This is a genomic window from Leucobacter tardus (genome assembly GCF_017583045.1).
Lineage (GTDB): Bacteria > Actinomycetota > Actinomycetes > Actinomycetales > Microbacteriaceae > Leucobacter > Leucobacter tardus.
Map to the genome: position 1 here is coordinate 185,931 of NZ_JAGFBF010000001.1, position 21,043 is coordinate 206,973.

The 21,043-nt window shown below is 71.9% G+C and carries 14 protein-coding genes; 1 reads left to right on the forward strand and 13 read right to left on the reverse strand.

Going from position 1 to position 21,043, the window contains the following annotated elements; all coding sequences use genetic code 11:
• Positions 1 to 121: 121 nt before the first annotated feature.
• The 8 genes from J4H85_RS00805 to rplK all read right to left on the reverse strand — a co-directional run bounded on the left by J4H85_RS00805 (position 122) and on the right by rplK (position 13,937).
• The gene (locus J4H85_RS00805) at positions 122 to 379 is read right to left on the reverse strand and encodes a hypothetical protein (protein ID WP_208235971.1); all 258 of its coding nucleotides are present in this window, start codon (positions 377 to 379) and stop codon (positions 122 to 124) included.
• Entirely contained in the window at positions 376 to 2,904 is a 2,529-nt protein-coding gene (locus tag J4H85_RS00810; protein WP_208235973.1) for a transglutaminase domain-containing protein, read from the reverse strand. The genes J4H85_RS00805 and J4H85_RS00810 overlap by 4 nt, the downstream gene beginning before the upstream one ends.
• The gene (locus tag J4H85_RS00815; RefSeq protein ID WP_208235975.1) at positions 2,901 to 4,277 is read right to left on the reverse strand and encodes a DUF58 domain-containing protein; all 1,377 of its coding nucleotides are present in this window, start codon (positions 4,275 to 4,277) and stop codon (positions 2,901 to 2,903) included. The genes J4H85_RS00810 and J4H85_RS00815 overlap by 4 nt, the downstream gene beginning before the upstream one ends.
• A complete protein-coding gene (locus tag J4H85_RS00820; RefSeq protein WP_208235977.1) occupies positions 4,274 to 5,287 on the reverse strand; it encodes an AAA family ATPase in 1,014 nt (337 codons plus the stop codon). Before J4H85_RS00820 ends, J4H85_RS00815 begins: the two co-directional genes overlap by 4 nt.
• A gap of 60 nt (positions 5,288 to 5,347) precedes the next feature.
• Positions 5,348 to 11,377: an Ig-like domain-containing protein gene (locus tag J4H85_RS00825; protein WP_208235979.1), complete on the reverse strand. Its 6,030-nt coding sequence runs from the start codon at positions 11,375 to 11,377 to the stop codon at positions 5,348 to 5,350.
• Complete coding sequence (locus J4H85_RS00830) at positions 11,374 to 12,507, reverse strand: serine/threonine-protein kinase (RefSeq protein WP_208235981.1); 1,134 nt, start codon at positions 12,505 to 12,507, stop codon at positions 11,374 to 11,376. Before J4H85_RS00830 ends, J4H85_RS00825 begins: the two co-directional genes overlap by 4 nt.
• A 303-nt stretch (positions 12,508 to 12,810) precedes the next feature.
• The gene (gene rplA, locus J4H85_RS00835; RefSeq protein ID WP_208235983.1) at positions 12,811 to 13,497 is read right to left on the reverse strand and encodes a 50S ribosomal protein L1; all 687 of its coding nucleotides are present in this window, start codon (positions 13,495 to 13,497) and stop codon (positions 12,811 to 12,813) included.
• Between the two features lie 11 nt (positions 13,498 to 13,508).
• Positions 13,509 to 13,937, reverse strand: coding sequence for a 50S ribosomal protein L11 (gene rplK / locus J4H85_RS00840; RefSeq protein WP_208235985.1), 429 nt, complete (start codon positions 13,935 to 13,937; stop codon positions 13,509 to 13,511).
• Between the two features lie 168 nt (positions 13,938 to 14,105).
• On the opposite strand from rplK, the gene J4H85_RS00845 reads away from it, so the two are divergent.
• Positions 14,106 to 14,585 carry a TFIIB-type zinc ribbon-containing protein gene (locus J4H85_RS00845; protein ID WP_208235987.1) on the forward strand — a complete coding sequence of 160 codons (480 nt, stop codon included), beginning with the start codon at positions 14,106 to 14,108 and terminating at the stop codon, positions 14,583 to 14,585.
• A 45-nt stretch (positions 14,586 to 14,630) separates the two neighbouring features.
• Here J4H85_RS00845 and J4H85_RS00850 read toward each other — a convergent pair whose 3' ends face one another.
• The 5 genes from J4H85_RS00850 to J4H85_RS00870 form a co-directional block, all read right to left on the reverse strand.
• Positions 14,631 to 15,968 (reverse strand): M20/M25/M40 family metallo-hydrolase, encoded by a 1,338-nt coding sequence (locus J4H85_RS00850; protein ID WP_208235989.1) that lies wholly within the window; start codon positions 15,966 to 15,968, stop codon positions 14,631 to 14,633.
• A 104-nt stretch (positions 15,969 to 16,072) separates the two neighbouring features.
• Positions 16,073 to 16,363, reverse strand: coding sequence for a cupin domain-containing protein (locus J4H85_RS00855; protein ID WP_208235991.1), 291 nt, complete (start codon positions 16,361 to 16,363; stop codon positions 16,073 to 16,075).
• Positions 16,360 to 17,646 carry a M20 family metallo-hydrolase gene (locus J4H85_RS00860; RefSeq protein WP_208235993.1) on the reverse strand — a complete coding sequence of 429 codons (1,287 nt, stop codon included), beginning with the start codon at positions 17,644 to 17,646 and terminating at the stop codon, positions 16,360 to 16,362. Before J4H85_RS00860 ends, J4H85_RS00855 begins: the two co-directional genes overlap by 4 nt.
• On the reverse strand, positions 17,643 to 19,304 hold the full coding sequence (locus tag J4H85_RS00865) for an amidohydrolase (protein WP_208235995.1): 1,662 nt from the start codon (positions 19,302 to 19,304) through the stop codon (positions 17,643 to 17,645). Before J4H85_RS00865 ends, J4H85_RS00860 begins: the two co-directional genes overlap by 4 nt.
• Positions 19,301 to 21,007 (reverse strand): thiamine pyrophosphate-dependent enzyme, encoded by a 1,707-nt coding sequence (locus J4H85_RS00870; RefSeq protein ID WP_208235997.1) that lies wholly within the window; start codon positions 21,005 to 21,007, stop codon positions 19,301 to 19,303. The genes J4H85_RS00865 and J4H85_RS00870 overlap by 4 nt, the downstream gene beginning before the upstream one ends.
• Positions 21,008 to 21,043: the final 36 nt, after the last annotated feature.

A 21,043-nucleotide genomic window follows, 5' to 3' on the forward strand; every position in this document is an offset into this window, starting at 1 on the left:
GCGCGATCGATCGCCGGTGACGTCGCACACGACTCATCACGGCATCGGCTCCTCACGGGCTGGGGTACATCACGAAACCATTACGCTGCCATCTTAGCGTGTCATTCGCGACCGGCGCGCATCAGCCGAACGCGAGCGTTCCGACGGTCCAAAGACCGGCGATCGAGACGGCGAGCACGCACACGCCCCCGCCGAGCGCGATCACGCGGTACCGCGCTCGGAGGCGTCGCAGGGTCGGACGCGCGGGCCGAACGACGGAGACCTGGTGCGACGCGAACGCGTCCGGTGCCGGCGGTGGCCCGATGCGCGCGATCCCCTCGGAGGATCCGAGCCGACGGGTATCGACCTGCGGCGAGCGCGGTCCGTAGACGGGTTTCATGACGCACCCCCGTCGCTGCCCGGTTCGCCGCGCGGTCGACGGGGGCGCCGCACACCGAACGAGGCGAGCGAGCAGGCGGCGCGGATCCGGCCCCACCGACCGATCGACGTCCGGCGCGCTGCGAGCTCGCGGGTCACGCCGGCCCATAGCTCATCGGCCTCGGGCGCGGTCACGCTTTCCGGCGCGAACACCGCCCGGTCGACGACCGCGACGAGTCGCGTCCCGTCCGTGACCGCGAGTCGCTGCGCGACATCGCGCCTCGTCTCGCCGCGCGCGGCGACGGTCCCCGTCTGCCCGAGGTCGGCCAGCCCGTCGACGAGCTCGTCCCAGGCGCCGAGCGCGCGCACTTCGGGGATCGCGGCACGGCGTCGTGCCGCGCGACGCATCGCCTTCACCGCGAGGATGAAGATGAACGGCAGTGCGAGCAGCAGCAGCGTCGCGAAGGACAATCCGGCGATGCGCAACGCCTCGAGCAGCGATGCCCAGTCCGCCGTCTCCTCGCGTTCGGCCTCGCTCGTGTCGGAGTCGCTGGCCCCGATCGGCGGGTCGCTGACGGAGGCATCACGGTCTTCCGGAACCGTGGCGAACTCGGGGTAGCGCTCACCCTCCGTGAGCGTGCGCGGCGGCGTCTCCACCTGGGGGGTCACGTCGATGGGAGCCCACACTCCGTCGGCGCCCCGCGCCTCGACCCATGCGCCGACGTGCTCACCGGTGCAGGCGGACGCGCACGCCGGGACTCCGGGCACCCCGTCGTCGAGACGCACGCCCACGACGACCCGAGAGTCGAACCCCATGGCGCGAGCGACCAGCGCGGCCGCCGCGGCGAACTGCTCGTCGTCGCCGATGCCGGCGACGAGCATCTCGGACGTCGCGCCGTCGCCCGCGGCGCTCTGCTGCTCGGCGAGCTGTTCGAAGAGCGTCTCCAGGCGCGCCACGGAGTGTCCGCCTGGACTCGTGATGAAGCGGGTGCCGTACTCGTCGGCGAGCGGGGCGAGCCAGTCGTTCTCGCCCTCCCCGTCGGTCAAGGAGTGGCTGAGGTAGCCGCGGTCGCGCAGTCGCTCGATCGCCTCGGTGAGACCCGCACCGCTCGCGGGGAGCGCCTGCGCCCGGAGCCAGCGGTCGAGCTGCGGCATCGCCTCGAGGTCGACACCGGGTTCGGTGCGGGCGGGGCGATCGTCGAGCTCGGCGTCACCGGCCGCGCTCATCGGAGCGGTGAATGCGTCGCCCGCACGCACACCGCTCCCGTTCGGTACGACGATCCCGCTCCCGGCCGCTCGGTTCAGGTAGAAGCCGTCGGTGAGGTCGGCGGCGCGGGGTCCCGAGAACTCGGGCGGGGCCGCGAGGGGCGGTGCGAGCGGCACCCAGATGCCGCGGTACCCCTCGTCGAAGCGCACCTCGACCTCGGTCGGCGCGTCGACCGCGTCACCGGTCGGGAAGCGCGTGAACCGACCCGTCTCGGCGACATCGCCGACGGAGAAGTCCACACCGTCGAAGTGGTCGAGCACGGCGAGGCGCAGACGATTTGGCTCGGTCCCGTCGACGGCGACGGAGAACAGCGACTGGTCGAACGCCCCGTCGCGCTTCCAGGTGCGATACGCCGCCAGCGCACTGGTCTGCTCGCGGACCACGAGTTCGGGATCGACCCGGTCGCGGGGCACGCTCCGGGTATCGGCGGAGACCGCGGGGGCGAGCGCCGCTCCCGCGGCGAGCGCCACGACCACGAGTGCTGTCGCGGCCGCACCGCGCGCGACCCGGTTGCCGCGCACCCGTCGCGCCGCGACACGCGAGCTCGCGCGGGCGGAGGCGCGGCCGAGTCTGAGCGCCCGACGTCGTGCGGCTCCCGCCGACCACGCGACCCACGCGGTCGCCGCGGCGCCCGCGACGAACCAGACGGCGAGCTCGCGCGGGGCGGGCAGCGATACGCCGGGGAGCACGAGCGGCGCACTCACCTCGGGTGCCCCGAACCCGGTGCCGAAGAGTACGGGAAGGATCACGCCGACCGCCGCGACCGGTGCCGCTCTGCCGCCGCGCAGTGCCAGCGCGGTCGCACCGGCCGCCGACACCATGACGGTGACGAGGAGGGGCACGAGCACGGCCTGGTAGGTGCCCACCGGCAGTTCGAGGGTGAGCAGCTGCTTCCACCCGAGTGCGACCGCGGCGAGCCCGTCGGTCAGTCCGCGCAGGATCGCGCCGGGCTCGTCGAGCGGCGTGTCGGGTACGGCGAGTGGAACCACCACCGCCGCGAACGCCACGATGAGCGCGGGAATCGTGAAGACGCCCCAGCGCCATCTGATCCCGACCCAGGTGATGAGCGCCGCGAGCAGACCGCCGGCCCCCGCGGTGACCCACCGGAAGTCGGACCGATACAGCGGCTCTGCAGCGATCCCGGCGAGCAGGATCACCGCGATCACCAGCAGCCCGGCGCCGAGGGGCGATCCCGGGACGCGCGTCCGCCGGCTCGGAAGACCGGCGAGCGGTGCGTCTGGTGGCACGGCCTCTGCGCCGCGCAGGTCGTCCGCGCTCATGCGGCCGCCCTTCGAAGCAGAAGCCGCGGGAGATCGCTGAGCATGCCGACGGTGAGCAGCGTGCAGGCGTCCGCGCGCTGCGCCTGCGGGTCGGCCAGCAGGTCGCACCGGATGGCGACGACCGCGACGCCGGCGTCGAATGCCGTCGCGGCGCGGCGCAGCTGCGCCGTACCGGCCGCCGACCCGGTCACCGCGAAGACGACGGAGAGCGGGCGGCGCGACCGGGCGAGCTGCCGCGTGAGGGCATCGATCGAACGCGCCTCCTCGTCGGCGTGCGCGAGCTCGGCCCAGGCGTCGAGCAGCAGGGGCGCGGTCTGAGCCGGCAGTTCTTCGAGTCCGTCGACGCTCGGGCGCACACGGCCGGGTGACCACTGCGATGCGATGAACCGCTCGCGCCCCTCGTGAACGGCCTGCAGCGAGAGCGACGCGGCCACGCTCACTCCGAGTTCGAACTCGGCGCTGCTCGCGTACCCCGCACGCACCGCATCGAACAGGATCGCCGTGCGCGCCGTCTGCGACTCCTCGTACTGGCGCACCATGAGCACGCCGGTCTTCGCGGTGGACTTCCAGTGGATGTTGCGCCGCGCGTCGCCGTGCGCATACTCGCGGACGGCGTGGAACGAGAGGTCGGCGTCCGTAAGGCGACGGCTCGCGGCACCCTCGAGGTCGCGCACGAGACCGGCCGACCCTGTGGGCAGCGCCACCGTCTGCGGGTGGACGTGCACCAGGTGGCGGTCTCGCCACTTCGCTTCGCGGTGCAGCAGCCCGAGCGGGTCGCGCCGCGACAGCGTGATCGGTCCGACCTCGAAGACTCCGCGCGCGGGAGCCGCGATCTCGACCGGGAGCTGCGCGATGCCGCGCGGGCCGATGACGGGGATCGCGAGCTCGCGGAGCGCCTCCCCCACCGGCAGATCGGCGGTCGCGGGAAGCGCCGGGCGGGCGCTGCCGTTCTCGACCTCGATCACCGCGGTGACGTCGTCGCCGACGACGACCCGGTCGCGATCGAGGCGGATCCTGATGAGGTATGCGCGGTTCCCGGCCAGGAACGGGATCGCGGTGATGATGAGCACCCCGCCGACCACCGCGACGAACGCCGCTTCGACCCACCCGGCGCCGAGCCCGGCGATCGTCGCCCCGAGCGTCGCGAGGATCACGAACCATCCGGGCGCGGTCACCGTCTGCGTGACTCGGCGCACCCGACGCTCGGTGCGCACGCGGGTGCGTCGCCACCAGCGTCGCATCCGGGTGCGTCGCGACGGCGCGCCCGCCGTTCGGGCGCCGGCGCGCGTCGTATCGCCCCACCGGGTCGTCCCGATGGTGCGGCCGCGCGTTCCGGTCGCGGAGACCGGTGCGCGAGTGGTTCTCGCCTTCACACCCCGCCGTTCTCCTGGGGCACCTCGACGTCCATGAGCACCTGACCGATGATCTGCTCGGCCGTCACGCCGTCGAACTCCGCCTCGGGTTCGAGGATGAGGCGGTGCGCGAGTGCGGGGACCGCGAGGTCGCGCACATCGTCGGGGGTGACGTAGTGACGGCCGTGCGCCGCGGCCCACGCCGATGAGAGGCGCACGAGCGCGAGGGCGCCGCGCACGCTCGCGCCGAGCCGCACTTCGCTCGCGCGACGCGTCGCCTCGACGAGTCGCACGGCGTAGTCCGCGACGAGCGATCCGACGTGGGTCGTCGCGGCGAACCGCTGCGCCTGCTCGATGACGTTCGTCGACGCGATCGGCTCGAGCGGTTCGCTGCGACCGCGAGCCCCCTGCAGGATCCGCATCATCGCGGCCTCATCGGGGTATCCGATCGACGTCTTGATCATGAAGCGGTCGAGCTGCGCCTCGGGCAGGCGGTAGGTGCCCGCCTGCTCCACCGGGTTCTGCGTCGCGATGACGAGGAACGGGTTCGGCACCTCGTGCGAGGTGCCGTCCACGGTGACGCGCCCCTCCTCCATGACCTCGAGCAGTGCCGACTGCGTCTTCGGGCTGGCGCGGTTGATCTCGTCGGCGAGCACCACGTTCGCGAAGACCGGCCCGGCGTGGAACTCGAAGAGCCCGGCACGCTGGTCGTACACCGAGATGCCGGTGACATCGCCGGGCAGCAGATCGGGGGTGAACTGAATGCGTGACGACGACCCGTGGATGACCTGCGCGAGCGCTCGGGCGAGCGCGGTCTTGCCGGTGCCTGGCACGTCTTCGAGCAGCACGTGCCCCCCCGCGAGCACGCTCGCGAACACGAGCTCGATGACGCGACGCTTGCCGTGGATCACCTCGGCGATGGCATCGGCGCAGGCGTCGAAGACCTGCGCCACCCACTGCGCCTGGTCGGGCGTGATGACCGTGCGACGGACGGTGTCGTCGGCCGGGGACGGCTGCGGCTCGGGATTCATGCGCGAGGCTCCTTCATCTGGGTGGTCGGGTGCGGGTCGGGTGCGGCACGGCGAGCGGGGTCATTCGGTGCACGCCGTCAGCGTGGCAGATTCCAGCATGCCGAATCGCCCACCCCAGGTGATCGTCACGAGAACAGTATCGCCGTCCGGCTCCCCCGCGGTGACGGTCGCGTACGGGCGCGCCGCGGCCGAGATGTTCACGAGGTCGGCCGCGTTGTCGCCGGTGAAGCACGTTCCGGTGGTGCTCACTTCGACCGACGCCGGAGCGGTATGCGGTGCCACCCCCACCCAGTCGGAGCAGCTCGCCTCGGTATCGAAGCACTGGCGCACCGCAATATCCGAGACGCGGTCGGGCGAGACCGCGAATGGCACGTTGACTCGTCCGTCGATCCGGTACTGCAGAGTCGCGCCCGACTCGGTGCTCACGTTCGGTGCGCTCACGAGCCCGTAGGTCGCCGAGGTGCCCCCGCTCGACGACGGTGCGACGGCGATCTCGTATCCCCGGTCGACCGTTGGTGCCTCCAGGCGGCCGCCGACGCGCACCTCGGAGCTCGTGGCCCGGCTGAAGCCGTACTCGCTCGACACGCAGGCGGTGGCGCGGTACTTCTGGTACCTCGTCAGATCGCTGAAGCGACCCGACGTGTTCCCGGTCCCGCACTGATCGACCGCGCCGAGCGCGAACGTCGTCCTGAGCGCCTCGCCCGCGTGCGCGCCCACACCCTGAGCAGTCGCGACGGCACCGGTGTTCCCATCCGGAACCAGTGTCGCACCCGAGAGTCGCGGTGCACCGATCACCGTGACGCTCGCCTGCGCTGCAGATCCGGTGGACGACCCGCCGATGCTCGGCACCTGGTGCCGCGTGACGGGGGTGACGGTGAACGTCTGCCCGCCGACGGGGATCCCGGAGTAGGTCTCGCTGCCGCGCGGCCCGCTGATCGTGCCGAGCACCGACCCCCCGAGCCGCACTTCGAAGGACGCCGCGTCGCTCGAGCCGACGACGCTGACCCGCACGCCGCCCCGGCTCTGATCCGCATTGGAGGCGTTCTTGACCGCGGTGGCGTCGACACTCGAGATGCGCGGTGCCTCATAGGCCCAGGCCGTCACCGCACTCGAGGCCGCGGAGCGTCCCACATCGTTGATCGCCCGAGCGGTGAATCGGTGCTGCTCGCCGCTGCGCAGTCCGGAGGCGACGCACTGGTACACGGATCCGCCGCGCGGTGCGCAGCTCGTCGAGCCCGCGCCCGACAGCTCGACACCGGAGACGGCGGGGTGCGCGGCCCGCGGGCCGAGCGTCACCGTGAAGGTCGCGCTCGTCGCGTCGTACCCGGTCTGCGCGATGCTGGCCGGCGCGTCGGGCACGCCCTGCGCGTCGAGTTCGATCGTGCCCTCGCCCACCCGGTTCTGCGCGTCGCGCACCGTGAAGCCGGCAGTGCAGGTGCCGCCGGTCGTGCGATCGCCCCACGCGACACGGACGCCGCGGTCGCCCTGCTGGGCGAGCGTGCCGACGGCGCAGGATCCGCCGCTCACCGAGACCAGCTCCAAGCCCCCACCGCTCTTGCCGGCGAACGGGTCGTGCTCGCCGGCAACGCCGACCAGGTCGGTGCGGCAGTCGCTGTCGACGGTGCACTGCAGCGCGACCGTTCCGCCCCGGGGCAGGTCGCGCGGCGTCGTACCGACCCGAAGCGTGAGCGAACCGCGCGCGTCGCCGGCGCCGGTGACCTGCACCGTCACGGCCTGCTGCCTGCCGGGTGTCGCGTCCGCCCGCGCAGCCACCTGCAGCACGCCGCCCTCCAGTCGGGTGTCGAACTGGCCGCCGCTGCCACCGGCCTCGAAGCGGAGCGCAGCGGGCGATCCTTCGCGCTCGCCCCGCCAGACCACCATGTCGGCGAGATCGATCGCCTCGCTCGCTCCGGGGGCGACGGTGCGCGTGATGGACTGCAGTTCCGCCACCGGCTCGCGCGGCACCACCGCGATCGGCACGGGCAGCGAGCTCCAGCGCTCCTGCCCGTCGAGCCGCACGTCGACGACGCAGACGTCGTCCCACGGGGCTCCGGCGCCCGCCGTGTAGCGCACCGTCGTGCCCGAAACCGCCGCGCATGAGGCCTGCTCGCGGCCCACCCGCAGCGCGCCCGAGCGCACCTCGATCTGATCCGACGACGCGACCTCGACGAGCGTCTCCACGCGCATGTCGGCGGACTGCCGCTCCAGAACGGACAGGGGACGGATTCCGGGTTTCAGGGTGAGGCGCAGTTCATCGAGCGGGGGGACGACGAGCAGCCCGTACGTCGTGACATCGGCACCCGTCGCATCGGTGCCCGTGACGCGGAACACGACCTGATCGCCCTCGGGGTCGTACTCCCCCGAGATGCGTGAACCGTCGACGTCGTAGCGATCCGCGCTCTCCCCCCAGAGCGAGAGCTGCAGCGCATCGGGATCGCCCGTCGCCCAGCGCACCTTGCCCGTGAGCACGTCGATGCCGTCGCCCTCGAGTGCCGCCCGATCGCCGACGGTCAGCACCGAGTCCGACACGGCGGGCGCCTGCGTGCCCACCCGCTCCGAGGTGTGGACGACGATCAGGCCGGTTGCCGTGCTCGACGTTTCGCTCGACCGGACGGTGTAGCGGTAGGAGACCGTGCCCAGGTCGTCGCCCGGAGCGATCGCGACGCGACCCTCCGCGAGCTCCCCGTCGTCGAGACGCTCGGCGAGTCGGCGGTACTCCGCGCTGTCCGCTCCGCCCGCGACGTTCGGTTCGATCGCGGTGAGCGCGAGCGCCCCCCTGGCCGGATCCACGTCGTTGTCGAGCGGACGGATCGTCACCGGATCCCCGCCAGGCGGCATCCTGATGTGATCCGTCGCCGCGACCGGGGATCGACCCTGGCCGTCCGCATCCGATACGACCACCCGAAGACGTCCGGTACCCTCCCCGCCCGCGTCGTCGCGGACGGCGTACTCGAGTTCGTGCACGCCGGGCTCCGCGCCTCCCGACGCGGCGACGCTGATGCTCGCCCCGTCGGAGCCGACGGTCGCCGAGATGCGCGGGTCCGCCCCGGGATCCACGCTCATGAGCCGCACGCGGTCCCCGTCGGGGTCCACACCCGACACGGGCACCGCGACGTCGGTCTGCTCGTCCGGCGCCACTCGCGCCGTGAGCGTCGCCGGCGCGGGGTCGCGGTTCGCGCCTTCGGCGACGACCGTGACGAGCACGGTGCCCACATCGGTCGCATCGGGCTGGCTCGCACCCGAGGTCGTATAGCTCAGTCGGTAGGTGCCCGGTTCATCGGGGGCCAGATAGCGCAGGGTGGACCCCGACGCGAACGCGAGTTCCCCCTCCGTGCCCGAGCCGACGACCTCGGGGTCGAGCAGCAGGCGATCGCCCGCGGCGGAGACGTCGTTCCGCAGCACCGGGATGTCCACGACGGATCCGGCGCGCACCGTCGCGGTGTCGGCCACGGCCACGGTACCGCCCGCGTCGGAATCCGACACCTGGAAGACCGTGAGACGCCCGCTCACCTGTTCGGAGCCGTCGGTGACCGTGACGTCGACCTCGCCGACCCGGCCGGCACCTCCGTCGGGCGTGGCCCCGGCGACTCTCACCCGCTCATGCCCGATGACATCGGCCTCCACCTCGCCGTCCACCGGATCGGCCGAGACGACCGAAAGGGTGCGCGCGGTACTGCCGGGCACGGCGTCGAGCACGTCGACCACGGCGTCGGAGAGCGGGCGGATGAACGCGCGCATCGGCGGAAACGCCAGTTCGGGGGCCTCCGTTGTCGCGGTGACCCGCACCGTGCCCGTCGTTTCAAGACCGGTGACGACGTCGCGCACCGTCACCGAGATGAGCGACGACCCCGCCTCGGATGCGGTCACCTCGACCACGTCGCTGCGATGCGCGACCGACAGACCTGATCCTGACCCCTGAGCGGCGGCGTCGGTGACCTCGAAGGCGCCCGATCCACCCATGACCCGCGCGAGCGGACGGATCTCGGCCGGTTCATCCACCTGCGCCGAGGTCGCCGCCGCCGTCATCACGGGCGGGGCGTCGGGCTGCACCCGCAGGGTCAACTCGCGCGCCGTCTCCTCGCCCCGACTGTCGCGCACCGCGACCTCGAGCGTCGTTTCCGCGGCACCGGCATTCGGATCCGTGTGGCGGACGGCGAGCCGCCCGTCCCCCGTCACGATGGCGGTGACCGGCGCGTCGGCATCGACGACCCGCACACCCGCGAGCATCATGACGTCACTCTCGGGATCGACCCAGCCATCGAGCAGCGGAGCGACGAGGGTGCCGCCAGGCGCGATGGCCGGCACGCCCCACTCGCGCTGGCAGCCCATAACGGGACACCACTGCGGACCCGAGTTCGACGCGGCGTCGGCGACGGTGAGAGTCACGGTCGCCGCGTCGGAGGTGAGCCCCCCATCGGTCACCCGGTACGTGAACGACGCCGAGCCCGACGCTCCGTCCGCGATCTCTGCGGCGATCCCCTGCCCGTCGGGCAGCAGCTCCACCGACCCGAAGTCGTCGGGCAGCGGTGACGCTTCGAGCGACTCGGGAACGATCGTGAGCACATCGCGCTGGTTCGCATCGAAGTCGTTCAGCAGCACCGGCAGCTGGGCCGGCGCCCCGGCACGCACACCGAAGTCGTCGTCCTGCGCTGTCGGCGGCACCTGCTCGGTGACCTCGTCCACGACGACGATGCCCTCGTCCTCTTTCGGCGGATCCGAGATGTCCCACTGGGACAGCGGGATCGCGGTGCCGTCCGGCACCGTCCACAGCATGCCCGTGCCCATCTCGGAGAGCACGGCGCGGGCCCCGTTCACCCGGAAGACCGGGGCGAGTTCGCCCGGATCGTCAAGCGAGTCGTCGTAGTCGAGCGACACCGGGTCGCCCGCGCCGGTCCAGAGCGCCCCGCTCTGCTGACCGAGCCAGGCCGCGGCGATCGAGCCGTCCACCGGGACCGGCTGAGCCGGCGCGCCGTCGGCACTCGCGACGCGCTCGCCGGAGCCGTCCTCACCGAGCCGGATGAGTCCCGCCGTGTCGGCGACGTACACGCCGCCGGACGATCCGGATGCCTGGAGCCGCGGTTCACCGGTCGTCTCGAGCGCGGTCTCACCGCCGCGCGCCCGATGCACCACGGCGTTCTGCGTGTCGAGCAGCACCCAGTCGCCGTCGACCACGGCGAGCTGCGGCCGCTCGATCCCCCGAGCGGCAGGCGGCAGCTCGTGCTCGTCCTCGAGAGCGTTGCGCGCGATGGTGAAGGTGGAGACGACCCCGGTCTCGGCGGCGTAGGTCACCAGCACGCCATCCGGTGAGACCGCTACGGCGTCGGCGGAGAACGGTTCGCCGGTAACGGCGGCGGCGCCGTACCCGTCGGCCGCCTCGCCCTCGGCGTCCTCCGGTTCCGCGACGGCATCGGCGGACCCGGCGTCCACGGGGGTGAGACCCGCGAGGCGGCTGCCGAGGTCTGCGGCATGCTGCTCGGCGTCGACCACGAGGTCGTCGCCGTTCCCGCCGATCGGGTCGGCACCGTCCTCGGCGTGCAGCGTGCCGGCGTAGACCTGCCCGGCTTCGGTTCTCACCGCGACGAAGTCTCCGGCGGTCACCACATCGCGCGCACCCTGGGGCAGGTTCACGGCACCGTCGCCGCCCTCCGCCGGTGTCGACACCGATGCGGCGTCCGAGCCGGCATCAGGGGCGTCGTCGGCCTCAGCATCAGCATCGGCGCCGGCGTCGTCGGTGCCGGCGTCGTCGGTGCCGAGGTCCTCGGGCGCGGCGGCGTCCACGGGCCAGGCCCGACCGTTGCCGTGAGTGAGCACAGCGGCGCGATCATCCGACTGCACGAGCCCACTCGGGTTCTCGACGCGCTTGACCGCATCGATCTCGCCCGTATCGGTGTTCACCCGCGCATACTGACCCGCGTCTCGGGCGACCCAGACGCCCGGTTCGGCGCGCGGCACCTCACGCGCGTCGTATCCGCTCGCGATCACGGCGATCGTCGCGACGAGCGCCGCAGAGATGCCCCCCGCGATCCACACCCTGGCGGCGCGTCGTCGTCGCTTCGCACCGGGCGCTGCCGACGTCTCGCCGCCGCTCATGCCAGACCGCCGAGCATCGCCCAGAGACCGATGAGCACCAGTGCCGAACCGGTGGCGCCGATCGCGGCACCGATGAGTCCGGCGCGCATCGGTGAGATCGGCGGTCGTTCGAACACTACACCATCGGAATCGGTCGTCAGTTGCTGTGCGCGCTGCTCGGCCCGCACGTCGGAGCGCCGACGCCGACCGGCCACCTCGCTCACCGCCGGGCCGCGCACCCCGCTGTCAGCGGGCGTCGACCTCGGGATCCACCCGTCCGCCACGACCTCCAACGGCGTGACGTCGAACCCGTACCCGCGCTGCAGTTCTTGCAGCGCCTCACCGAACTCTGCCATCGAGCCGAACCGGTGCTCGGGCCGACCGCTGAGCGCCCGCCGCAGCACAGCGTCGATGGGCTCGTACCCCTGAGCATCGGGCACCGGCGTGTACGCGGCGCGCGTGATCCGCGCGGTCAACTTCTCACGCGAGTTCTGCTCCCGCTCGGGCTTCTCGAACGGCGACCTGCCCGCGGCGAAGGAGTAGAGCGTCGCCCCGAGCGACCACACTTCGCTCGAGACGCTGCCGGTGCTGTCGAGCTGCACCACCTCGGGCGCCGACCACGGGATCGACATCGCCGCACGCGCATCGGCCGCTGCGGCCTGGTCGGCGACGAGGGCGATCCCGAAATCGGAGAGGACTGGTCGACCGAGCGTCGTGATGAGCACGTTCGACGGCTTGATATCGCGGTGCAGCACGCGGGCACGGTGCGCCGTCTCGAGCGCACCGGCGATGCGCACCCCGGCGTCGAGCACCTGCTCGAGCGGCGCCGGCCTGCCCTTCGTCTGCGCGCCCATCGACGCCGGACAGAACTCCATGGCCAGGTACGGCAACCCCTCTTGCGAAATGCTCGCCTGGAAGATCGAGACGATCGACGGATGGCTGCTCAAGCGCGCCATCACATCGGCTTCGCTCTCGAACGCCGACCGCAGCGCCGCGGGCTCGGTCGCACCTCCGCCGAGCACCTTCACCGCGACCACGCGCCGCGGAATGTCCTGTTCGTACAGGTACACCTGCGCGAAACCGCCCGACCCGAGTGGCCGAACATAGGTGAACCCCGAGATGCGCGGGGGGCTGGGCGTGCGCGCGCTCATCGGGCCGCACGAGTCAGGTTGAGCGCCGCGGCCGCGTGAGCCCCGGGCGCGCCGAATCGACGCACGTGGACGGCTCTTCTCAGCGTGCCGTCCGACCGCCCGCGTCCCCTCAAGGAGCCGAACCCAAACACCCCTCCAGTGTATCCCGCGCCCGACGCCGTGGGTCACCGTCGCGTAACGGTCGGGCGTCCTCCCGAGTCGCGTCGCTCCGCTGAACCGCCGCGCCACGTCGGGCTGCCCCGCACACGCCGATGGGCCCCCGCGCCGAAGCGCGAGGGCCCATCGATGAACCGCGGTTGCGAGTCAGAGACCCGCGACGTCGAGCGGGATGCCCGGGCCGAAGGTGGTCGAAACCGCACCCTTCAGCACGTACTTGCCCTTGGCCGACGACGGCTTCAGACGCGAGATCTCCTCGAGCACGCTGGCGAGGTTCTCGCCGAGCTGCTCTGCCGAGAACGACGCCTTGCCCACGATGAAGTGCACGTTGGCGTGCTTGTCGACGCGGAACGAGATCTTGCCGCCCTTGATGTCGGACACGGCCTTCGCCGGGTCCGGGGTGACGGTGCCGGTCTTCGGGTTGGGCATGAGACCACGGGGGCCCAGCACCTTGCCGAGACGGCCGACCTTGCCCATGAGGTCGGGGGTCGCGACTGCCGAGTCGAAGTCGGTGTAGCCTGCGGCCACCTTCTCGATCAGCTCGTCGCCACCGACCTCGTCGGCGCCTGCGGCGATGGCCGCTTCCGCCTGAGCGCCGTTCGCGAACACGATGACGCGGGCGGTCTTACCGGTGCCGTGGGGCAGGCTGACGTTGCCACGAACCATCTGGTCCGCCTTGCGGGGGTCCACACCGAGCTTGACGGCGACCTCGACGGTCGCGTCGGTCTTGGTGGAACCGGTCTCCTTCGCGAGGGCGACTGCCTCAGCGGGAGCGTAGTACTTGCCGGCCTCGATCTTCGCGGCAGCGGCGCGGTATGCCTTTGACTTTGCCATTGTTCTGCCCCTTACTCGACCGTGATGCCCATGGAGCGAGCAGTGCCCGCGATGATCTTGCTGGCCTGGTCGAGGTCGTTCGCGTTGAGATCGGCCTGCTTCTGCTCGGCGATCGCGCGAACCTGCTCGGTCGTGACCTTTGCCACCTTGACGGTGTGCGGCGTGCCGGAGCCCTTCTGGACGCCTGCAGCCTTCTTCAGCAGCTCAGCTGCCGGCGGGGTCTTCAGCACGAACGTGAACGAGCGATCCTCGTACACCGTGATCTCGACGGGGATCACATTGCCGCGCTGCGACTCGGTCGCCGCATTGTAGGCCTTGCAGAACTCCATGATGTTGACGCCGTGCTGACCCAGCGCAGGACCCACGGGGGGTGCCGGGTTGGCGGCGCCGGCCGAGATCTGAAGCTTGATCAGACCTGTGACCTTCTTGACTTTCGCCATGAGTGATTCCTTTCCTCGAACGCGTGCGGTTCCGCACGAGCTCTCCCGCGATTCCGGCCGTTCCGGAACGCGGTGCGATGTTCGCGGCGCACGAAATGCCGCAAACCACACCATCATACGCGATAATCTCCCGGCGTGCACTCGGCGAACGCCGGTACCGTGACTCCCATGAAGTGTCCCGCAGACGGAACCACCCTGCTCATGAGCGAACGCCAGGGCATCGAGATCGACTACTGCCCCGATTGCCGCGGCGTGTGGCTCGACCGGGGCGAGCTCGATAAGATTCTGGATCGCGCACGCGCCGAGGAGGAGCAGGATCCGCCAGCCGCGCCCGCTCCCGCGCAGCCGGCGCTGGTCACCCCGCCGTCGGTCGCTCCTCCGGCGCAGCCCATGCAGCCGCCGGTGCAGCCGCCGCCGGCCCCCGCGCCGGCGCCAGGCCAGGATCCGCGGTTCGATCCCCGGTTCGAGCAGCGCGGCTACGGAAATGGTGGGTACGGCGACCGCGGCTATGGGGATCGCGGCTCCGACGACCGCCGGTACGGGCAGCCGCGATACGACGATCGTGACCGACGCGGGCACGACGGCGGGTACGACCCGCGGTACCGGAAGCGGAAGCGGAACGATTGGCTCAGCGACCTCTTCGATTGAGTGCCGACGGACGGCGGCGGGGTCGCGCACGCGCGACCCCGCCGATCAGCCAATGCGGTCGGCGACGATCTGCCTGAGCGCTCGAAGCGCGAGGTCGACGGAGCCGACGCTGATCCGCTCGTCGTTGCCGTGGATGTGCGCCCGGTAGCGCTCGTACGACCAGTCGGGTTCGAGCAGGCCGAACCCGTAGGCGGGGATCCCGCGATCGCGGAAGAGTCGCGCGTCCGATCCGCCCGCCGCGAGGTTCGGCACGACGGCGGCTCCGGCGACATCGCGCACGGCGCGTTCGATGGCGGCGAAGAGCGGGGTGTCGATCGGGGATCCGCTCGCCGCCCACCCGTGCAGGTGCTCGATGCGCACGCTTCCGGCCAGCGGGCCGAGCATCTCGGTGAGCAGCTGGTCGACCTCGTCATCGGTCGTACCCGGCAGGGTGCGGATGTCGAGGTCGATCGTGGCTTCGCCGGGAATCACGTTGTGCGCCTGTCCCGCGCTGATCACCGTCGGTGAGATGGTGTTGCGCGAGATGGCGTGGGCGTAACCGGCGATCCCGCCGATCTGCGGGAGCGCGGCGTCGACGCGCACGGGGTCGAGCAGGCGCTCCGCGAGCTCGGGGTCTTCGACCCGCGCCGCGACGAACGGCGCCCACAGCTCGCCGAACTGGATGGCGGGCTGCACCACCGACAACCGCTGCAGCACTTCGGCGACCTCGAACGCCGCGCTCTTCGCCCCGTAGGGGATCGACGCGTGACCGGGCACTCCGCTGACGACGAGACGCCGGCCGGCCGATCCCTTCTCGGCGACGCCGATGGCGACGTGGTCGCCCATGCGCATGCCGCCGCTCTCCGACAGGACCTCGGTGACCTGCACCGCCGCCGAGTGCTCGCGCAGCAGCCAGCGCAGCCCGAACTCGCCGCCGGCCTCCTCATCGGCCACGGCCAGGAGCACGAGGTCGCCGCGGGGCGGCGTCGGCGCGAGCGCGACCTCGCGCACCACGCAGGCGAACACCGAGGTGAGGTAGAGCATGTCGACGGCGCCGCGGCCCCACACCTCGCCGTTCGTGTCGTCCCCGACGAGTTCGCCGCCGAACGGATCCCTGGTCCACCCGGCGACGTCGACGGGGACCACATCGAGATGACCGAGCAGGCCGAGCGCGGGCGCGCCCGGCTCGGTGCCGCGCACGCGCACGACGAGCGACGCGCGACCGGGAGATGCCTCGAGCACCTGCATCTCGACCGGCACCTCGGCGAAGAACCGCTGGAGCACCCGCACGCTGCGGATCTCCTGGCCGGACTGCGGATCACCCGTGTTCACGCACGCCTCACGGATGAGCGCCTGGAGGAGGGCGACCGCCTCGGGGGTCCCGGGATCCCGATCGTCAGCCACCGCACACTCCTTCTGCTCCGGCACAGGGGCCGGGCTCTCGCTCGAATACCCCCACGATACCCCCGGAGCCGGTCGCGCCAGCGCACGGCCCGAGGTTGCCGATCTCAGTCGAGCCGCTCGACCTCCACGAAGACGATGGGCTCCCCGTCGCCCCGGTGCTCCATCCGGTGCTCGGCGCCGGCTTCGCGCGCGTAGCTGCGACCCTGCTCCAGTTCGACGACGATCTCGGTGCCGTCCGGTTCGACGGCGACCATGGTGCCCGTCATCAGCGGGACCACCGCGTAGTCGTGATGGTGCCGGTGCATCGGGATCGTGCCGCCCGGCTCGATCGTCCAGCGGGTGACCCGCATCCGTTCGTTCTCGACCTGCACCTCGCCGTGCGCTGCGCCCGTCATATCGGCCTCGCCTCCTCGCGCTCCCGCGCGTCTCCCGCGTCCGCCACGAGGTCGCCAGCCGCGAGACGTCGCACCACCCCGGTGAGATGATCGACGCCGGCGACCAGATCCTCGTCGCGGGTGTACTCATCCAGGTTATGCGAGATGCCGTCGACGCTGGGGACGAAGAGCATGACCGTCGGCACCCGATCCTTCATGTTCGTGGAGTCGTGGCCGGCGACCGTCATGACCCGATCCCGCGCGAGGCCGAGGTCGTCGGCCACCTGGAGCGCGAGCTCGACGCCGGCTTCGGGGTACGGATTCTGATCCCAGCTGTGCTCGGAGACGATCTCGATCTCGACGCGATCGTCGCGCTGCACCCGCTCGATGGTGCGCATGAGCGACGCGTGCGCACGCGCGATGACCTCGGCGCTCGGTGAGCGCAGGTCGAGCAGCAGCTGCACCTCGCTCGCGACGACCACCGGCGAGTTGGGGTACACGTTCAGCTCGCCGCACGCCGTGTGCAGCTCCCCCTCCGCGAAGTCGTCGACGAGCTCGCGGGCGGCGACCACGAGACGAGCCGCCCCGAGCAGTGCGTCGCGCCGATCGGCCATGAGGGCGGAACCGCTGTGCGCCTGCGCACCGGTCACCCGGAAGTCGAACTTGTGGGCGGCCCACGTCGCCTCGACCAACCCGATCGTGACGCCGTCCTCCTCCATGCTCCGCCCTTGCTGCACGTGAATCTCGGCGTACGAGGCGACATCGAGGCCGTCGAGGTCTCCCCGCTCGCCGAGGGCGTCGAGGGCCTCGCGCACCGAGACACCCTGCGAGTCGCGGGTCGCGAGCGCGTCGGCGAGGGCCATCTTGCCGGTGAACACGGAACTGCCCATCATCGACGGCTTGAAACGGGATCCCTCCTCGTTGAACCAGTTCACGATCGCGAGGTTGAAGCGCGCCCGCGTCGGATCGACACGCAGTTCTTCGGCGACCCGGAAGCACGCGTGCGCCGACGCCAGAACGCCGTACGCTCCGTCGAAGCGACCGGCCGTCGGTTGCGAGTCGAGGTGCGACCCGGTCACCGCGTACGGGGCACCCGGAACGAGTTCGAGCAGCCCGAACTGGTTGCCGATGGCATCCCGCGCCACGGTGAAGCCGTGCGACTCGAGCAGCCGGGCGAACCAGGCGCGCTGCTCGCCGTCCGCGATCGACGCGGCCTGCCGGTCGACACCGGAGGTGCCGGGAACGGCGCCGAACCGCGAGTGCACCGCCCAATCGGCGAGAAACGCCTCGTCCTGGTGCGTCATGCGGTGATCCCTTCTCGAGCGTCGTGCGTGAACCGCCCCCCGACGACCGTCGCGACGATGCCGAGGGCATCGATGCGGGGCGCCGAGATCGGCGAGGCCGTGAACACCGTGAAGTCGGCGAGCTTGCCGCGCTCCAGCGAACCGCGGTCGGCACTGAGGCCGGTCGCCTGCGCCGCGCCGACGGTGTGGGTGCGCAATGCCTCGGCCGGGGTGATGGCCTCGGCACCGCCGAGCACCGCCCCCGAGTCGGTGCGGCGATCGACGGCGGCCTGCATGCCGCGGCGGAGGTCGTTGTCGGCCACGGGCAGGTCGGAGGAGCCGGCGAGGATCACTCCGGCGTCGATCACTGAGCGACCGCGGTAGAGCCAGCCTTCGCGTTCGTCGCCGACGAGTCGCGCCATCTGATCGCCGAGGGGGCCGATGAAGCCCGCCTGCGGCGTCACTGCGACACCGACGCGGGCCGCCCGCTCGATCTGGTCGGGTCGCGCGATGCCGAAGTGCTCGATGCGGCACGGTACCCCGAGAGCGCCGTACGTGGTCTGCGCTTCCTCGATGAGGTCGAGTGCGAGATCGATCGCCGCGTCGCCGATGGCGTGGAGCGCGAGGGGCCACCCGGCCCGGTATGCGGCGAGCGCCCGCTCCCGGTAGGTCTCGGGAGCGTCGAGCAGATATCCGGTGCGGTGGTCGTGACCGCAGTAGGACTCGGTGACCGCCGCCGTGGCGCCGAGCAGTGATCCGTCGAGGAAGACCTTGACGTGGCCGAAGCGCACCCGGTCGTCGCCGAACCCGAACCCGACCCCGAGGTCGAGTCCGGCGCCCGCGCCGGCGGCGTGGAAGTCGGCGGCGTGCGCGGTGAGCGGACGCAGGGCGTCGAGCGCCGGCATGAGCTGCGCCCGCGCGTGCAGGCGGTCCTGCTGCACCGCGGCCCGGTATGCGGCGGCTTCGACGGGGCTGTGCCCGATCCAGCCGCCGCCGACTCCGGCCTCCGTGAAGCTCGTGATGCCCTGCTGCGCGTAGCGCGCGGTCGCGGCTTCGAGCGCGTCCGCCAGTCGCTCGACCGAGTACGGCAGCAGCAGGGCCTGGACGAGCCCCTGCGCCGCCTCTTCGACGAGACCGGTCGGACGCCCGTCGGCGTCGCGCACGATGACGCCGCCGACGGGATCCGCGAAACCGTCCTCGAGTGCACCGACGAGGCGCAGCGTCGCCGTGTTCGTGATCGACGCGTGCCCCGAGGTGTGGCGCAGGTACAGCGGCCGGGTGCCGGTGATCTCGTCGAGACGGGCGATGTCGGGGAACGCGCCGCCGTGGTGCGACTGGTTGAAGCCCGTGCCGTGCACCCACCCGTCGGCGTCACCGGCCGCGTCGAGACGGGCCACCTCCGCGGCGATGGCTGCGTAGAGGTCGTCGAGGCCGCGGATCACGCTGAGGTCGACCGCCGTCAGCCCGAGCCCCCACCAGGCCGTGTGGCAGTGCGCGTCGATGAGCCCAGGGGTCACGCAGGCGTCGCCGAAATCCTCGACCCGGTCCGCGACGACCCCGGCGAGTTCGTCGTCGAAGCCGACGATGCGCCCGTGGAGGACGCCGACCGAGGTCGCGACGGGTCGTGCGTCGTCGAGCGTGAGGATCTCGCGTGCTCGGATGATGAGGTCGATGTTCATCGGTCTTCCCCGTTCTCGTCGGTGGTCGCCCAGTCGGGGCGCGTGATCTCATCGGACGCCGGCGGCATCACCGAGGCGTCGACCCGCAGGTGCAGGAGCGCCGGCCCCTCGGCGGCGAGCGCCCGGTCGAGGGCATCCGCGAACGCGTCCGTGCGCTCGACCAGCTCACCGAACCCGCCGAACGAGCGCATCCACGCCGCGAAGTCGGGATTCGTCATGGCGGTGCCCGACGGGCGATCCGGATAGTGGCGCTGCTGATGCTGCACGATCGTGCCGTAGACGCCGTTATCGACCACGATGACGAGGGGGGCGGCGCCGTGCGCGAACGCGGTCGCGAGCTCTTGACCGTTCATGAAGAAGTCGCCGTCGCCGCACACCGCGACGACCCGGTGCTCGGGGTGCACGAGCGCCGCCGCGACCGCCGCAGGTACCGCGAGTCCCATCGCCCCGTTCCGCGCACCGACGAGCGACGCGTGCCGCAGATGTCGCACGAAGCGGTGCGGCCAGATCGTCGCGTTGCCCGCGCCGTAGGTGAGCGTCGCGTCACCCGCCAGACGCTCGTCGAGCACGCCGAACGCCGTGCCGAGATCGACGCCCAGGTCGCGCCCGGGGTCGGACGCCGTCGCGTCGTCAGACCGGTCGGCGCGGTGCGCCGCGAAACGCTCCTGTTGCGCGGCGCACGCACGCATCCAGTCGTCGGAGCGCTCGCCGCGCAGGGCGTCGGATTCGATCCCCCGCAGCGCGGCGGTGAAGGTCGCCGGGGTCGCAATGAGGTGCTGATCGAGGCGGCCGGCGTGCATGCGGGCGTCGGGATCCGCCTGCACCAGCACCGTCTCGGTCTCCATGCCTCGCGTGAACCCGTCGCTCAGCACGTCGGATCGTCCGCACCCGACGAAGACCAGGAGGTCGGCGTCGGCGTATCCGGCGGCGACGGCGTCGGCGCGCCCGTACCCGAGCCACCCGGCCCACGCGCCACCGCGGTGCGGAACCGCGTCGTAGGCGCGCCAGTCGGTGAAGACGGGGATCCCGGCACGCTCGGCGATGTCGAGCAGGTCGGCCCCGGCACCGCTCTCCCACCCGTCGCCGCCGACGAGGAACGCCGGGCGGGCGGCGCCCGAGAGACGCTCGGCGACCTCGGCCAGCTGTGCGCTCGCGGGAGCCGGTGCCGCGCCCCCCAGCACCCGCGGCACCTCGGCGTCCGTGACGCGCACCAGGACATCTTCGGGGAGCCCGACGACGACCGGTCCCGGCCGCCCGCTGGCGGCGATCCGCATCGCCTCGGCTACGAGTTCGCCCGCCCGGTCGGCGTCGTCGATGGTGATGACCCGCTTCGCCGTCGACCCGAACCACCCGGCGAGATCGAATTCCTGGAACGCGTCGCGCGCCCGATCCGCCACCGGCACGAGCCCCACGAAGAGCACGAGCGCGGTCGCGTCCTGCCAGGCGGTGTGCACCGCGATCATGGCGTTCGCGGCGCCGGGACCCCGAGTCACCATCGCGATGCCCGGCACTCCGGTGAGGCGCCCCTCGGTGAGCGCCATGAATCCGGCCCCGCCCTCCTGACGACACACGATCGTCTCGATCGCGGAATCGTAGAGGCCGTCGAGCACGTCGAGATAGCTCTCGCCCGGCACGGCGTAGACGCGCGACACCCCGCGCGACTCGAGGGTGCGAACGATGAGGTGACCGGCGGATCTGGGCATGGCTCAGCTGCTTTCGGAGAGGAGTGACGAGTGGGG

What these genes read in the sequence shown, in the direction of transcription:
- J4H85_RS00860 (WP_208235993.1), bottom strand. Translation starts at nt 17,646, where the DNA reads ATGACGCACCAGGACGAGGCGTTTCTCGCCGATTGGGCGGTGCACTCG.
- J4H85_RS00825 (WP_208235979.1), bottom strand. Translation starts at nt 11,377, where the DNA reads ATGAGCGGCGGCGAGACGTCGGCAGCGCCCGGTGCGAAGCGACGACGA.
- J4H85_RS00810 (WP_208235973.1), bottom strand. Translation starts at nt 2,904, where the DNA reads ATGAGCGCGGACGACCTGCGCGGCGCAGAGGCCGTGCCACCAGACGCA.
- J4H85_RS00845 (WP_208235987.1), top strand. Translation starts at nt 14,106, where the DNA reads ATGAAGTGTCCCGCAGACGGAACCACCCTGCTCATGAGCGAACGCCAG.
- J4H85_RS00805 (WP_208235971.1), bottom strand. Translation starts at nt 379, where the DNA reads ATGAAACCCGTCTACGGACCGCGCTCGCCGCAGGTCGATACCCGTCGG.
- J4H85_RS00865 (WP_208235995.1), bottom strand. Translation starts at nt 19,304, where the DNA reads ATGAACATCGACCTCATCATCCGAGCACGCGAGATCCTCACGCTCGAC.
- rplA (WP_208235983.1), bottom strand. Translation starts at nt 13,497, where the DNA reads ATGGCAAAGTCAAAGGCATACCGCGCCGCTGCCGCGAAGATCGAGGCC.
- J4H85_RS00830 (WP_208235981.1), bottom strand. Translation starts at nt 12,507, where the DNA reads ATGAGCGCGCGCACGCCCAGCCCCCCGCGCATCTCGGGGTTCACCTAT.
- rplK (WP_208235985.1), bottom strand. Translation starts at nt 13,937, where the DNA reads ATGGCGAAAGTCAAGAAGGTCACAGGTCTGATCAAGCTTCAGATCTCG.
- J4H85_RS00870 (WP_208235997.1), bottom strand. Translation starts at nt 21,007, where the DNA reads ATGCCCAGATCCGCCGGTCACCTCATCGTTCGCACCCTCGAGTCGCGC.
- J4H85_RS00820 (WP_208235977.1), bottom strand. Translation starts at nt 5,287, where the DNA reads ATGAATCCCGAGCCGCAGCCGTCCCCGGCCGACGACACCGTCCGTCGC.
- J4H85_RS00855 (WP_208235991.1), bottom strand. Translation starts at nt 16,363, where the DNA reads ATGACGGGCGCAGCGCACGGCGAGGTGCAGGTCGAGAACGAACGGATG.